The sequence below is a fragment of the Nitrosomonas ureae genome (assembly GCF_900108305.1).
In the GTDB taxonomy this organism is placed as follows: domain Bacteria; phylum Pseudomonadota; class Gammaproteobacteria; order Burkholderiales; family Nitrosomonadaceae; genus Nitrosomonas; species Nitrosomonas ureae_B.
In genome coordinates this window covers 42,779-57,122 of record NZ_FNUX01000001.1, presented here as the reverse complement: position 1 = coordinate 57,122, position 14,344 = coordinate 42,779, and the positions used below count along the sequence as shown (strand labels likewise).

Here is a 14,344-nt window from a genome sequence, read left to right as displayed (position 1 = left end):
TTATTCCTTAGCCTTTTTCTCTACACCACGATGATTTAGAATGCTGTCGATAGGCGCTGCAATCAGGCGTTCAATGTCATTCATCAAGCGTTGATAGTTTGCCAGTGCGCGGACGTAGAGCAATTGATTCTGAAATAACACACGTTGCGCATCCAGCAACTCCAGCAAGCCAAATTTGCCCAATTCATAACCTCTGCGCATCACATGAAAAGCATTCTTGGCGCCAGGCAAAATTTCGTCGCGTAATAGGTTAATCTCATTCCAGGCTGCTAGCATGGCTTCATAAGTCTGTGCCAGTTCAGTTTTCAACCTGAGTTCCGTCATCGTCTGTTCATCTTCGGCTTTGTCCACACGTTGATAAGCTTCTTTGAGGTTACCTTGATTGCGATCGAATAGCGGTAATGGCATCATTACGCTCGCTATGGCTGTGTTACCTCCCACGACAGCATAGTTCACAATTCCCGCCGTTAGAGTCAAGTTGGGAATGCGGCGGGTTTGTTCAACTTCCAGTAAGGCTTTACGATGCTCAATATTTTTTATGGCGCGAAGCGCCAGTGGATTATCTAGTACCTTTTTTTCAAGTACGTGAAGGTCCGGCGGCGCAATTGTCATTTTCAGATCTCCAATGGCGATATTGAATTGTGGCGAGGAACTGTTCCATAACAGCGCTAATCGCCTGCGTGCGGATATCAGATCTCGTTGTGCCTGCTCCTGCTCAATGCGCGTTGTCGACAGACCTATTTTCACCCGGGTTTCTTCTATAGGCGGCACTTTTCCCGCTTGCACCCGCCCAGTGACGGTACTGACCACGTTTTGCGCCACTTGATTGGTTTCTGTGGCAAGCTTAAGCCGCTCCTGTGCAGCCAGTACTTCTGTGAACACGCTGGCGACCCGGGCGATAATTTCGATGCGCTTGGCCTCATAATCCCTGGTTGCCAGCTCTTCTCCAAGCATGGCGGCATTCACTCTGGCGGCACGCTTGCCACCTAACTCGATTAATTGACCAATGCGTATTGTCGTAACCTGCTGTACAACTTCTTGCACTATCGAATCGGGTGCATTAAGGTCACCACGTATCTTCTGGATATTTCCAGCATTTTCAACATTCACCGACAGTTCCGGATTTCTCAGTAACCCGGCTTGTAGAGTTACTCCTTCCAACGCACGTATTTCTTTGGAGAAAGCTGCCAGCTCCGGATTACGGAGCAATGCAAGATTGACCGCATCATGCAACGTAAGATCACTCATCTCATTGATCGATGGCGTGGCGGAATGATCATTCATCCGATTTGATGCGTTACTGAAGGTATCAGCGCCGGCTTCTATTTGAGATGAAAAACCCAGCAATAGAATACAACTCAATATCATGATCCGTAATTCTGTTGCCGCACAACTGTATGACATCCTGGACAGACTGATTGGTTTCATGGAATTCCTCCGTCGTCTGTTTATGCATCTGCAGATCTGTAGAGCAGATCATCAAATTTAAATTGATCTGTACCTACACGGTTGTGAATCAATAAATTTAATCCACAACGATCAAAGTTCTTTTAATTTAACAGAGAGAAATGCTTCGAGGAGGACGCAGGGGCAAATCCGGAATTGTTTCCGGAATAAATGAAGAAATGAATACGGTTACGGCTTCCGTAACGATCAGACCGGGAATATGCGGAAAAGAATTAAAGAAAAACGGCTGGTATTGCCCTCCAGAGTGCAGGCATAGATGAGTGGCTGCATCAAGATCAACGCCATCCCAAGCTACATTGCTCTGATGCAACTCCAGATGTGTCGCAGGATCCGCGGATAATGACTGACGGATATGATCCAGTTCGTGGGTGAAAACTTCCCCTCTAAAAGATAAGCTTAATCCATTCGTCAATATACTGATAATCAGCATAAGAATGAGTGGATAAACAGGATATTTCCGCATGGGCATGCCAATCTACAAATAATGTAAATTTTGAATAGCCGCAATCATTTCACATTATCATGCCATTTGCAATTAGGAAATTTTATTAAAAAATTCAGATTTTGAGTTTTTTAAATTATCTTGACCCCTTCAAGAGTTAGCATATCGATTAAAGTGATGAGAGGTAATCCGATCAATCCGCTGGGATCATCCCCTGTCATTCGTTCGATAAGTGCAATACCGAGTCCTTCAGATTTTGCGCTACCGGCACATTGATAAGGTTGTTCTTTTAGCAAGTAATTCTCGATTTGCTGATCACTCAATCGCCGGAATTTCACATGGTAGGGAATAACACGTATTTGCAGCTTATTTGTAAAACTATTCAGAACACATACAGCGGTATAAAAAACAACTTCCTTTCCTTGGGTTTGTCGCAATTGCTCCACGGCATTAGCGTGATTCAATGGTTTGCCAAGGCGAATGTCTCCTAATGCTGCCACTTGATCTGAGCCGATAATAAGTGCTTGTGGATAAATTCTGGCTACCGCGCGGGCTTTTGCCTCAGCTAAACGTGCGGCTGTTTGGTCAGGAGATTCATTGATTAGCGGTGTTTCGTCAATTTGTGGATTGCTGGTTTCAAAGCAAATTTGTAATCGTTGAAGTAATTCTTTGCGATAAATAGAGCCGGATCCCAGTATAATCCGCGGTGTAGAGTCGTTTTTTGTTTTCAAAGTTTTCTTCTGTATTTTTTGACACTTACGAGTAAAAAATATAACATGCGCGCCTTATGTCTGTTAGGTTAATAATAGATCCTATAGATTTTGTTCAAAATGCGGGTATACGTCATGGTAAAATCCCGGTAATTGATCTTGTACGTTTGCATGACTTATTGTTTGACAAAGAAGGGGAGCTAATCTACCAAATTAGTGGCCGATTCGACAAGAATACAAAACCTGGCTTGCAGTTGGAAGTGAAAGGCGAGATTCATCTTAGTTGTCAGCGTTGTCTTGAAAAACTGGCTTACAAGATTGACCTGAAGACATTTTTGTTGCTGGCAAAAAATGAGATAGAGCTGCAACAGGTTGATGAAGACGATACTATTGATGCCATTTTAGCAACACCTGATTTAGATGTGATCAATTTAATTGAAGATGAGGTAATTCTCGGTTTGTCGATTTCATCACATCATGCAGATGGTGAGTGTAACCCGCTAAAGCTAAAATCAGCTACAGATAATCTGGCTAGCAAAAATCAATCAGCAAATCCCTTTGCAGTATTGGCAACATTAAAAAAGACACATTAAGCTTAAGGAGTTATCGCAATGGCAGTTCAACAAAATAAAAAATCACCCTCAAAACGCGGTATGCATCGCTCGCATGATTTTCTGACTAATCCGCCTTTAGCCGTGGAACCCAGTACTGGAGAAATTCACTTGCGTCACCATATCAGTCCAAATGGATATTATCGCGGTAAGAAAGTTGTTAAAACCAAAAACGATTGAAGATTTCCTATTGCTACAGCATCCTGGGTATAAGCTTCTCTAAGTCAAAGAACACTAAAATTGGATATTACTGTAGCAATAGATTGTATGGGCGGCGATCATGGTCCGCATGTCACAGTTCCATCAGCGCTTGATTATCTACACAGCGATCCTGAAGCTAATATTATTCTTGTCGGCATTCCTGATGCTATCGAAGCTGAGCTTCGTGCCGCACATTCGGAGCTTGGGCCGAGAATACGCCTGCATCCAGCAAGCGAAGTGGTTGGTATGGATGAATCGCCGGCAGTAGCTTTGCGTGGTAAAAAAGATTCCTCCATGCGTGTTTCTATCAATCTGGTTAAAACAGGCGAAGCGCAGGCCTGTATCAGTGCCGGAAACACAGGTGCGTTATTGGCAACTTCCCGGTTTGTATTGAAAACGATTCCCGGCGTTGATCGTCCGGCACTTGCTGTAATCTTGCCCACCAGTACTGGTCATACTTACGTTTTGGATCTGGGCGCAAATGTCGACTGTACAGCGGAACACTTGTTTCAATTTGGGATCATGGGCGCATCCCTGGTATCTTCAATAGAAAGCAAGGCGTATCCAAGCGTTGGGTTACTCAATATTGGTGAAGAAGAAATCAAAGGAAACGAGATAGTCAAGCAGGCAGCTGAATTATTGCGGGATAGCGGGCTTAATTTTTATGGTAATGTCGAAGGTACCGATATCTATAAAGGGACAACTGATGTTGTGGTTTGTGATGGATTCGTTGGTAATATTACCTTAAAAACATCGGAGGGCTTGGCACAAATGCTGGCAACTTATTTACGCGAAGAATTCAAGCGTAATTTGCTGACAAAAATAGCAGGTGTAATTGCAATGCCTGTCATTAATTCGTTCAAGCGCCGTGTTGATCACCGACGCTATAATGGCGCAAGTTTTCTGGGTTTGCGCGGTATAGTCATTAAGAGTCATGGTTCCGCGGATAAGTATGCTTTTGGTTTTGCCATAAAACGGGCTGCGGATGAAGTTCGTGGTGGAATGTTGCGACGGATTAGTGAACGGGTCGCTGAATTCTCTCGACACCCACAGATTCCTTCTAAAGAAGTTACAAGATAATGTATTCAAGAATCACTGGAACAGGTAGTTATTTACCGGAAAAAGTACTTACCAATCTCGATCTGGAACGTATGGTTGATACCAGTGATGAATGGATACGAACACGGACGGGCATTACACAACGGCATATTGCCGCAGAAGATCAGGTTGCCAGCGATCTCGCATTGTATGCATGCCAGAATGCCATGCAGGCTGCGGGCGTAACCGGAGAAGACATTGATCTTATCATCGTTGCCACTACCACGCCTGACATGATTTTTCCAAGTACGGCTTGTATTCTGCAAAATAAATTGGGTATCGAAAACTGTCCGGCATTTGATGTGCAAGCTGTTTGCAGCGGTTTTGTTTATGCATTGGCGACAGCCGACATGTTTGTCAGCACAGGAAAATGCCGCAATGCCTTAGTAGTTGGGAGTGAAATCTACTCAAAAATAATCGACTGGAACGATCGTAACACCTGCGTTTTATTTGGTGACGGCGCGGGAGCCGTCGTACTGTCACGCAGTGATCAACCCGGGATTTTGTCAACACATCTGCATGCCAGTGGCAGCCATAGTAATATTCTGTCCGCGCCGGGATGCATCAGTGGCGGTAAAGTGCATGGCACGCCCTACATCAACATGGAAGGCAATGCCGTTTTTAAATTCGCAGTTAAAGTCCTGGAAGAAGTCGTGCATGAGGCAGTTGCAGAAAATAATTTGCAATCCACCGATATTGACTGGTTAATTCCTCATCAGGCCAATATCCGGATTATTCAATCGACTGCAAAGAAATTGGGATTGCCCATGGAAAAAGTGGTAGTGGCAGTGGATAAGCATGGCAATACCTCAGCAGCTTCCATTCCACTTGCACTTGATATCGCGGTAAGAGACGGACGCATTCAGCCTGATCAATTGATATTGATGGAAGGTGTTGGTGGTGGTTTTACATGGGGGGCAGTTTTGCTGCGGTGGTAATCATGAAATTTGCATTTGTATTTCCAGGTCAGGGATCGCAATCGGTAGGAATGATGAATGGGTATGCGGATTTACCCATTATTCAAGAAACCTTTCAAGAGGCTTCCGATATCCTTAAACAGGATTTCTGGGCGATGGCAAATTCCGGGTCTGAAGAAGAACTTAATCTTACATTGAATACACAGCCACTCATGCTGATTGCAGGAGTGGCTGTGTATCGTGCCTGGATTAGCCTGGGTGGAAATAAACCAGCGCTGCTGGCTGGACATAGTCTGGGGGAATACACTGCGCTGGTCGCATCGGAAGCGCTGAGTTTTTCCGATGCGCTGTCATTGGTGCGCTTCCGCGCACGAGTTATGCAGAAAGCCGTGCCGGAAGGTGTTGGTGGAATGGCCGCGATTCTCGGATTGGATGATGAAACCATCAAAACAATTTGTCGCGATATTACAAATCAGGGTAATGGGGAATCTCTCGAACCTGCCAATTTTAATTCACCGGGTCAGATCGTTATCGCGGGACACAGAAATGCAATTCTGCAAGGAATTGAATTGGCGAAATCGAAGGGAGCAAAGCGCGCGATCATGCTGCCTATGAGCATCCCTTCACACTGTTCTCTAATGAAACCGGCAGCTGAAAGTATGCGATTGCAATTGCAACATGTCACATTGCAATCGCCTGAAATCCCAATTTTGCATAATACTGATGTAAAACCGCATTCAGATCCATCGGTAATTAAAGAAATTCTGATTCAGCAGCTCATAAATCCGATACATTGGGTGGACACTATCCGGGCTTTTGTAGCTGTTGAAATTACGCATGTCATTGAGTGTGGACCAGGCAAGGTATTGACCGGATTAAATAAACGCATTGATCAACATTTGCAACAGTTATCATTGACTGATAGCGAAGCAATCAAGCGAGCTATCAACGATGTCAGGGCTATATGAATAATGTTTATTTGCAGTCAATTGTCATGACTCTATACAAGGAGATCTGATCTTGGAAAATAAAATTGCTCTAGTAACTGGCGCTAGCCGGGGAATCGGACAGGCTATTGCATTAAAACTAGGGCAGCTTGGTGCGCGAGTCGTCGGTACGGCAACCACCGGAAGTGGTGTCGCTGTGATTAATCAATATTTGGAGAAGGCTGGTATTCAAGGTATCGGTGTTATTTTAAACGTAAATGATGCTGAGCAAATCAACCATACTATTCAGATCATTCGTGAAAAATTTGGTGAAGTGGAAATATTGGTAAATAACGCCGGTATTACGCGTGATAATCTTTTGGTTCGCATGAAAGATGAAGAATGGGATGAAATCATAGAAACCGACTTAAAATCAGTATTCCGGTTAAGCCGTGCGGTTCTCCGAGCAATGATGAAAGCACGATATGGCCGCATCATTAACATTTCTTCTGTTGTCGGTGCAATGGGGAATACAGGGCAAGCAAACTATGCTGCAGCTAAAGCAGGTATCTTTGGTTTTAGTAAATCATTGGCACGAGAAGTTGGCAGTCGCAATATTACTGTAAATTGCGTTGCTCCCGGTTTCATTGACACTGACATGACTCGCTCCCTGGCGGATGAGTTTCAACAAAATTTGATTCAGCATGTTCCCTTAGGGCGGTTGGGTCGTCCCGAAGAAGTCGCTTCAGCGGTTGCGTTTCTTGCTTCGTCTGCAGCCGGCTATGTCACGGGTACAATACTCCACGTTAACGGCGGGATGTATATGGACTAGTTTATAGTTGAGTAACAATCATGCAACATTTTTATAATACATCACTGAATAGAAACTAAGCCGTGTTGTATATCTGTAACCATGTTTCGGTTCTGCCGGCATGTAAAATTTGTTAGAATAAACATGTTTCTTACTTGAAAAGGAAATATCTAGATGGAAAATATTGAGCAGCGTATTAAAAAGATTGTAGCTGAACAACTTGGTGTTAATGAGGCAGAAGTCAAGAACGAATCATCTTTTGTTAATGATCTAGGTGCAGATTCGCTCGACACGGTGGAGTTGGTCATGGCGTTGGAGGAAGAATTCGAATGCGAGATCCCGGACGAGCAAGCTGAAAAAATAAATACTGTCCAAGAAGCGATTGATTACGTCACCGCTAACACGAGTGCTGGCTAGTTCTGGTTTTTTATGTAAATGCAAGTGGAGTGATTTTGTCTAAGCGTAAGGTAGTAGTGACGGGGTTGGGTATTGTGTCGCCTGTTGGAAACACAATTTCAAGCGCATGGGAGAACATTATTGCAGGAAAATCTGGCATTACAAGAATTTCCCGTTTTGATGCATCTAATTTTGGTTCGCAGATTGCTGGTGAAGTAAAAGATTTTGATATCCATCAATATCTTTCAGCAAAAGATGCGCGTCGTATGGATATTTTTATTCACTACGGCATGGCCGCAGCTATACAAGCGGTTAGAGATGCGGGCATCGATGAAATTTCTCAGTTAGAGGCAGAGAGAATCGGTGTAAATATCGGTTCGGGCATTGGCGGATTGTCGATGATTGAGAGCACCGATATAGCATATCATGCGGGTGGGCCACGTAAAATATCTCCTTTTTTCATACCGAGCACTATCATCAATATGATTGCGGGTAATTTATCCATCATGTATGGCTATAAGGGGCCCAATCTAGCTATCGTAACCGCATGTACTACAGCTACACATAGTATTGGCCACTCGGCGCGCATGATTGAGTATGGTGATGCCGATGTCATGGTGTGCGGTGGAGCTGAATCCTGTGTAACACCGCTTGCCATCGGTGGATTTGCCGCCGCAAAAGCTTTGTCAGTTCACAATGATGAACCGGAAATTGCAAGCCGTCCTTGGGATATCGATCGGGATGGTTTTGTCCTGGGTGAAGGTGCCGGAGTTCTGGTATTGGAAGAAATGGAGCACGCTAAACGCCGTGGTGCCAGAATTTATGCTGAATTAGCCGGTTTTGGCATGAGCGCGGATGCATTCCATATGACAGCACCTTGCGACGATGGCGAAGGCGCAGCGCGCTGCATGTCCAATGCACTTAAAAATGCCGGAATCGATATTGCGGAAGTGGATTATGTTAACGCACATGGCACATCTACGCCATTAGGGGATATTGCTGAGACCATTGCGGTTAAGCGTTGTTTTGGGAGTCATGCCAGCAAGCTTGCCGTTAATTCAACAAAATCAATGACAGGACATTTGCTGGGGGCCGCCGGTGGCGTGGAGGCTATTTTTTCGGTACTGGCGACGTATCATCAAATTGCGCCGCCGACGATTAATCTTGTCAATCAAGATCCGCAATGTGATCTTGACTATATTCCCAACACAGCTAGAAATATGAATATTAAAGTTGCATTGTCAAATTCCTTTGGATTTGGAGGAACCAACGGAACGCTCGTCTTCCGCCGTATATAGGTTTATCCATTGGCGATGCAAAAGCTGAAGCGCCTACTTTTTTTTAGTACATTGATAGCCATTTTGCTTGTTTCATGGTTCTATCTTCACGTTCATTCAAGTGTCAGGTTTCCTGCAATTCCTTATGAAATAGCCATTCCGTCTGGCGCCAATCTGAAGCAAGTCTCTCAGCAACTGGAAGATGCCGGCGTTATTCTTAACAAATGGACATTTATACTATTAGCGCGCTATCACAATCAGGAATCTGCAATCAAAGCAGGCGATTATCGATTCACGGAAGATATTACTCAGACTGCATTATTAAGAACTCTAACCAAAGGCGATGTCATACAGAATGAAATAAGATTCATTGAAGGGTGGACATTCGCTCAAATCAGACAGGTATTGAGTGAGCATCCAGCAATTAAGAATCTTACGGCTGGACTAAGTGAACAAGAGATTCTACGTTTAATCGGTGCATCTGAGACCGCTGCAGAAGGATTGTTTTTTCCGGATACCTATTATTTTGTTAGAAATAGTAGTGATATGGAAATTTTGCAGCGTGCCTATCAAAACATGAAAAATCACTTGCAAAACAGTTGGTCGGATCGTACGGAATCATTGCCGCTAACCACGCCTTATGAGGCGCTTATACTTGCTTCCATTATAGAGAAAGAAACCGGCCTGGAAAGTGATCGTGCTGAAATAGCAGGTGTATTTATTAACCGGTTACGCAAAGGTATGCGTTTACAAACTGATCCAACCATCATTTATGGTTTGGGTGAACAATTTGATGGTAATTTGCGCAAGAAAGACTTGATAACCGATCAAGCATATAATACTTATACGCGCCCCGGTTTGCCGCCCACTCCCATCGCTATGCCAGGCCTTGCTTCGATCCGCGCCGCTCTTAATCCAAGTGAAACGGATGCGCTTTATTTTGTTGCAAAAGGTAATGGAGAATCTCAGTTCTCAACCAATTTGACAGATCATAATAAAGCGGTAACTCAATACCAGAAACAACAAAAATAACAGCATGCCGCCATCAATCCAGTATCACTCTTGCCCGTAAGCTACATGACACAATTTTCCATCGTAGTGCCTACACTAAACGAATCCGAGAATATTGATTTACTTCTAACCCGAATCTTTGCATTGGATCTTGCTCCGGATTCTTTTGAAGTAATTGTTGTTGACGATGGTTCGACGGATGGTACCCCGGATAAAGTACGTAACTGGGCAAATCGATCAAGTGTTCGTTTGATCGAACGCCGAGAGGCACCGGATCTGACCGTATCGATACTCACTGGTGTTGCTGCGGCCAAGAATGACGTTATTGTCGTTATGGATGCTGATCTTAGTCACCCGCCTGAACAATTGCCGGCTATGGTTGCGCCAATATTAGAAAATTCCCATGATGTAGTTGTCGGTAGTCGTTACATTGCGGGGGGTAGCACCGAAAATTGGCCATTGTATCGACAGCTCTTATCCCGTGTAGGTGGCTGGATAGCGCGTCCTATTTGTGATGTGAATGATGCTACATCCGGGTTTTTTGCATTCCGCCGGAATCTAGCCAAAAATATTTCAAGTCATGCTCATGGTTACAAGATTTTGCTTGAACTGCTGATGGCTAATCAGGGAAAAATTCGTGTAACAGAGATACCGATTTGCTTCCGCGATCGCGCACACGGTACTTCGAAATTATCATTATTTCACCAGCAAGCTTATATACAGCGTTTGATCACGTTAGCCGGAGGAACGGCCACGCTCAATACGGCAGGCCGTTTTGCAGTTGTTGGATTGTTAGGCGTCTTAATAGATGCTTTTGTTTTTCACTGGATGATCAGTCGTGAGGCTGGGCTTGCTTTATCTCACTTCGTCAGTTTTTTTATCGCAGCAACTGTCAATTATACCTTTAACTCGAAATGGTCATTTCGCGAACATCATGAAGGCTATTTACGTTGGCATCAATTTGGCCGGTTCTTAACTGTTGGTGCACTTGCGTTATTACTGCGCGGAGGGGTGCTGGCTTTTCTGGTTTATGTTTGGCATGTACCGCCTCTGTTGGCCATTTTTCCCGCTATTGTTACCACGGCAGCCGTAAATTACTTGGGCTCGGCTTTTTATGTGTTTCCCAATAAGAAAGCTCCTCCATCGCTGGAAATACGTTGGCGCACAGCGGCAATTGGTATTGTGTTGTTCGCCATATTGTTGCGGCTGGTTTATTTCGGCTTGGCGCAACTCATTCCAGATGAGGCTTATTATTGGCAATATGCGCAGCACATGGATCTTAGTTTTTATGATCATCCACCCGCAGTGGCCTGGTTAATCTGGCTCGGGACATCAGTTCTAGGACACAATGAATTCGGTGTTCGCATTGGCGCTCTTCTTTGTGGATTGATAACCATGGGTTATTTGTACGCATTGGCCCAGAACTTATACGATAAATCCACTGCAATGCGCACGCTGTTGTTATTGGTTATCCTGCCGGTCGGATTTGCTACCGGCCTGCTGATGACTCCCGATGCGCCGCTCTTCGCAGCTTGGGCAGCCACGCTGTATTACATGGAACGTGCACTCGTTGCGCACCAGAATACGGCTTGGCTGGGCATGGGAGTTGCGTTCGGTCTCGGACTTTTGTCGAAATATTCATTGGGATTGTTGGGTGTCGCGGCCTTGGTATTTGTTATCGTAGATCCGGCAGCACGCCGCTGGATGAAACGTCCTCACCCTTATCTGGCGGCACTACTGGCATTGCTTCTCTTCTCTCCAACGATTATCTGGAACTATCAGAATGACTGGGTATCTTTTGCATTCCAATCGGGCAGGGTATTAGCAGATGACTATAAATTTGCAGTTCATTTATTCATTGCCCACATTATCATTTTACTAACCCCCGTTGGTTTTCTTGCGGCAATAGGCGCCTTGTTTTTCATTAAACCACCTGAGTCCCAGTACTCCGAGCGCAGACGCCATTTATTTGTACAAGTTTTTACGGGTGCTCCGGCATTCGTTTGTTTCATACTCAGTACTTTTGATGCGCCCCGATTTCACTGGACCGCGCCAATCTGGCTTGCACTATTGCCAACCATCGCCTGGATGATCGTTCATACGAATTATTTGGGCCCTCTGTTCAAACGAATTCAGGCAGCCTGGCGCTTAACCATTATTGCCTGTATCTTTGGCTATGCTTTTGTGCTGCATTATGTGGTTCTCGGAATACCGGGCGTACCCTATCATTTATTTACGGAACATTATTTCTGGCGTGAAACTGCTGCCGAGATAGAACAAATTGCAGCCGCAGTCAGAAAGCAAACAGACAAAGAGCCGATCATTGTGGGTATGAGCAAATGGTCTGTCGCCAGTGCGCTATATTTTTATACGCATGGCGATACAAAACTGGATATTCGTTCGCGTAATATGTTTGGCGGTAGCGGCGCCATGTATGAGTTCTGGTTTCCTTCTCAGGATCCTACCGATAGACCGATCATCCAAGTGGGTATGAAACGCCGTCATTTAGAAAGAATATGGACGGACAATGATGTCAAAGAAATGCTTGATCAACCCGGTGCGATTGAGTATCGCGTAATCGAACGCCATGGCGTTCCTGTGCGTCGGGTATATTACCGCATCTCCCAAGGGTTTAAAGGAATTAATTAGTGAGTCTTGAATACACGCAAGAGACTGTAATGTATGCTAATAGCTCACTTTATAATCTTCTTTTCGACCGGAAATCTCAATAAGCTACCTAATGGCATTAGAGATCAAGCGTGAAATAGGCGCAATTTAAGTTTAAGGCTTGCGGCCGACTACGATACTATAGTAACCAAAGGCTTTGTGGATTTGAATGTCCTCGAAACCAATCTCCTTCAGCATCGTTGATAACTCCAGGCCGGAGTACTGCTTGCCTTCAGTCCAGCCCATCATTATCATACTGAAAGCCGCGGATGCAAAAGGACCAGTTTTCTGATCGTTATAGAGCATTTCATGGATCACGATGTGTCCTCCGGATTCAAGGCTGTTGAAGCTTTTTGCTGTTAGAAAATGAGACTTTTCCGGCATCCAGTGGTGATAGACATCTGAGAAGAAATGCAGATCAGCCGTCGGCCAATGGTCACTCCAAATATTGATTGCTTGTGTTTTAATTCGCTCCTGCAGGCCATACTGATTAATATATTCCTGAGCTATCTCGCATACCTGAGGAAAATCCAGAAATATAACTTTCAGATTCGGCAACTTTGATGCCGCGCCAATCGAGTGAGCGGCTGAGCCTCCTGCCACATCGAGCATCACACGATGCTGGGAAAAATCCATGACCTCAGGCCAAACGAATGCTGACGTTATGCTGATGCTGTGCATCCCACGTGTGAAGCGGTGTAGTAATTCGATCTGTTCTTCATGAGATTTAAAAATATCACCGCCGCCATATACCTGAGGGGAATCCGTAAGAATTGCTTTTTCCAGTGTAGGAAAAGAAGATACTTGATAGTTATCGATCATCATATCCCAAAAAAAGCCGAAGTAATTCGGGCTTGTTTCCAGCAAATATTCTTCGGTTACCGCAGTCAGAGAATAACGCCCTTCCTGTAACGACAAGAAACCCAATGAGGTGGCTACAGTCAGAATTGCTTCTGCTGGCCGTTGCTTGATGTCTAGTGCATTGCAAATATCTGCTAATGCGAGCGGACCATCCGCCAGCAGAGGAAATATTTTTAGCCGATGTGCCAGTAATAATGCAGGATAACCATAAATTGCAAAGACCACGTCCCATAACGGACGATCATCAACTCGCGGTATCGGGTTGTTGGAAAAAGCGTCTTGTACCATCAAAATCCTCCTTTTTTGTTTATTAGATGCTCCGGCTGTCATGCCGCATGATTTGAGGCGATTCAAGTCAAGAAGTGTGCTTGGATTTCTCCGTCTCGGTCAAACGCTTGATGTTTCGTACCGTACGTTCGGCGCCATCCCTGATGGCAGCACGGACGAGTCCTTCAACGGGGCGCATAATCGGTAAAATTTCAAGCAGTTCAAAAGAAAATGTCAGTTTAGTAGAGCGCTCAGGATGGATGGCTTGTAATTCATACGTGCAGCGGAATGGATCGGATATCCCGAGAAGTGTTAGACGTGTACCTGGCTCATAAGTGGAAACCTTGAATCTGGATTCTGAGCGACGTCCCTGATCAACACGCACTTGTCGTCCCTCAGTTCCCAGTTGTACCGGACCAGGGGTAATTTTTTCAAGCTCTTTAACTTCGGGAGACCATAGCGGATAATTCTCAAACAGACCATCCGCGACATACTGGAAAAGTGCGATGGCTGGATACTCTACTATGATATGGGCTCTGCCCACGACGGGGTCGGTGGAGCCCAAATTGAGCATGGAACCTAAATTAAACATATCGCTGGGTCCTTGTTGGCTAATAAACATCCAATCATGCCATTGATCATGATTAGCTTAGACGTTAAACGAATAAGGTTTTAATTTCAA

Annotated in this window: 15 protein-coding genes; 10 read left to right on the top strand and 5 right to left on the bottom strand. The window is 44.8% G+C overall.

Annotated elements, in window-relative coordinates:
* From C4S39_RS00265 to C4S39_RS00255, 3 genes are all read right to left on the bottom strand, one after another.
* Complete coding sequence (locus C4S39_RS00265; RefSeq protein WP_103965061.1) at nt 1-1,428, bottom strand: TolC family protein; 1,428 nt, start codon at nt 1,426-1,428, stop codon at nt 1-3.
* A gap of 127 nt (nt 1,429-1,555) precedes the next feature.
* Nucleotides 1,556-1,936, bottom strand: coding sequence for a hypothetical protein (locus tag C4S39_RS00260; protein ID WP_258039215.1), 381 nt, complete (start codon nt 1,934-1,936; stop codon nt 1,556-1,558).
* Nucleotides 1,937-2,040: 104 nt separating this feature from the next.
* The gene (locus C4S39_RS00255; protein WP_103965059.1) at nt 2,041-2,640 is read right to left on the bottom strand and encodes a Maf family protein; all 600 of its coding nucleotides are present in this window, start codon (nt 2,638-2,640) and stop codon (nt 2,041-2,043) included.
* 56 nt (nt 2,641-2,696) lie between these two features.
* On the opposite strand from C4S39_RS00255, the gene C4S39_RS00250 reads away from it, so the two are divergent.
* The 10 genes from C4S39_RS00250 to C4S39_RS00205 all read left to right on the top strand — a co-directional run bounded on the left by C4S39_RS00250 (nt 2,697) and on the right by C4S39_RS00205 (nt 12,516).
* A complete protein-coding gene (locus tag C4S39_RS00250; RefSeq protein WP_103965058.1) occupies nt 2,697-3,212 on the top strand; it encodes a YceD family protein in 516 nt (171 codons plus the stop codon).
* 18 nt (nt 3,213-3,230) lie between these two features.
* The gene (rpmF, locus tag C4S39_RS00245; RefSeq protein WP_013646667.1) at nt 3,231-3,410 is read left to right on the top strand and encodes a 50S ribosomal protein L32; all 180 of its coding nucleotides are present in this window, start codon (nt 3,231-3,233) and stop codon (nt 3,408-3,410) included.
* A 60-nt stretch (nt 3,411-3,470) separates the two neighbouring features.
* Nucleotides 3,471-4,511 (top strand): phosphate acyltransferase PlsX, encoded by a 1,041-nt coding sequence (plsX, locus tag C4S39_RS00240; RefSeq protein ID WP_103965057.1) that lies wholly within the window; start codon nt 3,471-3,473, stop codon nt 4,509-4,511.
* Nucleotides 4,511-5,467 carry a beta-ketoacyl-ACP synthase III gene (locus C4S39_RS00235; RefSeq protein ID WP_146059729.1) on the top strand — a complete coding sequence of 319 codons (957 nt, stop codon included), beginning with the start codon at nt 4,511-4,513 and terminating at the stop codon, nt 5,465-5,467. The genes plsX and C4S39_RS00235 overlap by 1 nt, the downstream gene beginning before the upstream one ends.
* A gap of 2 nt (nt 5,468-5,469) precedes the next feature.
* Nucleotides 5,470-6,414 (top strand): ACP S-malonyltransferase, encoded by a 945-nt coding sequence (gene fabD / locus C4S39_RS00230; protein WP_103965273.1) that lies wholly within the window; start codon nt 5,470-5,472, stop codon nt 6,412-6,414.
* A 46-nt stretch (nt 6,415-6,460) separates the two neighbouring features.
* Nucleotides 6,461-7,204 (top strand): 3-oxoacyl-ACP reductase FabG, encoded by a 744-nt coding sequence (gene fabG, locus C4S39_RS00225; protein WP_103965055.1) that lies wholly within the window; start codon nt 6,461-6,463, stop codon nt 7,202-7,204.
* A gap of 153 nt (nt 7,205-7,357) precedes the next feature.
* Nucleotides 7,358-7,600, top strand: a complete 243-nt coding sequence (gene acpP, locus C4S39_RS00220) for an acyl carrier protein (protein ID WP_103965054.1) — start codon at nt 7,358-7,360, stop codon at nt 7,598-7,600.
* A gap of 35 nt (nt 7,601-7,635) precedes the next feature.
* Nucleotides 7,636-8,877, top strand: a complete 1,242-nt coding sequence (fabF, locus tag C4S39_RS00215) for a beta-ketoacyl-ACP synthase II (RefSeq protein WP_103965272.1) — start codon at nt 7,636-7,638, stop codon at nt 8,875-8,877.
* 15 nt (nt 8,878-8,892) lie between these two features.
* Nucleotides 8,893-9,888 carry an endolytic transglycosylase MltG gene (gene mltG / locus C4S39_RS00210; RefSeq protein ID WP_103965271.1) on the top strand — a complete coding sequence of 332 codons (996 nt, stop codon included), beginning with the start codon at nt 8,893-8,895 and terminating at the stop codon, nt 9,886-9,888.
* A 45-nt stretch (nt 9,889-9,933) separates the two neighbouring features.
* The gene (locus C4S39_RS00205) at nt 9,934-12,516 is read left to right on the top strand and encodes a glycosyltransferase family 39 protein (RefSeq protein ID WP_103965053.1); all 2,583 of its coding nucleotides are present in this window, start codon (nt 9,934-9,936) and stop codon (nt 12,514-12,516) included.
* Nucleotides 12,517-12,648: 132 nt separating this feature from the next.
* On the opposite strand, the gene C4S39_RS00200 is transcribed toward C4S39_RS00205, so the two are convergent.
* Nucleotides 12,649-13,683, bottom strand: a complete 1,035-nt coding sequence (locus C4S39_RS00200) for a methyltransferase (RefSeq protein ID WP_103965052.1) — start codon at nt 13,681-13,683, stop codon at nt 12,649-12,651.
* A 67-nt stretch (nt 13,684-13,750) separates the two neighbouring features.
* Nucleotides 13,751-14,284: an SRPBCC family protein gene (locus C4S39_RS00195; protein WP_308457294.1), complete on the bottom strand. Its 534-nt coding sequence runs from the start codon at nt 14,282-14,284 to the stop codon at nt 13,751-13,753.
* Between the last annotated feature and the right edge of the window lie 60 nt (nt 14,285-14,344).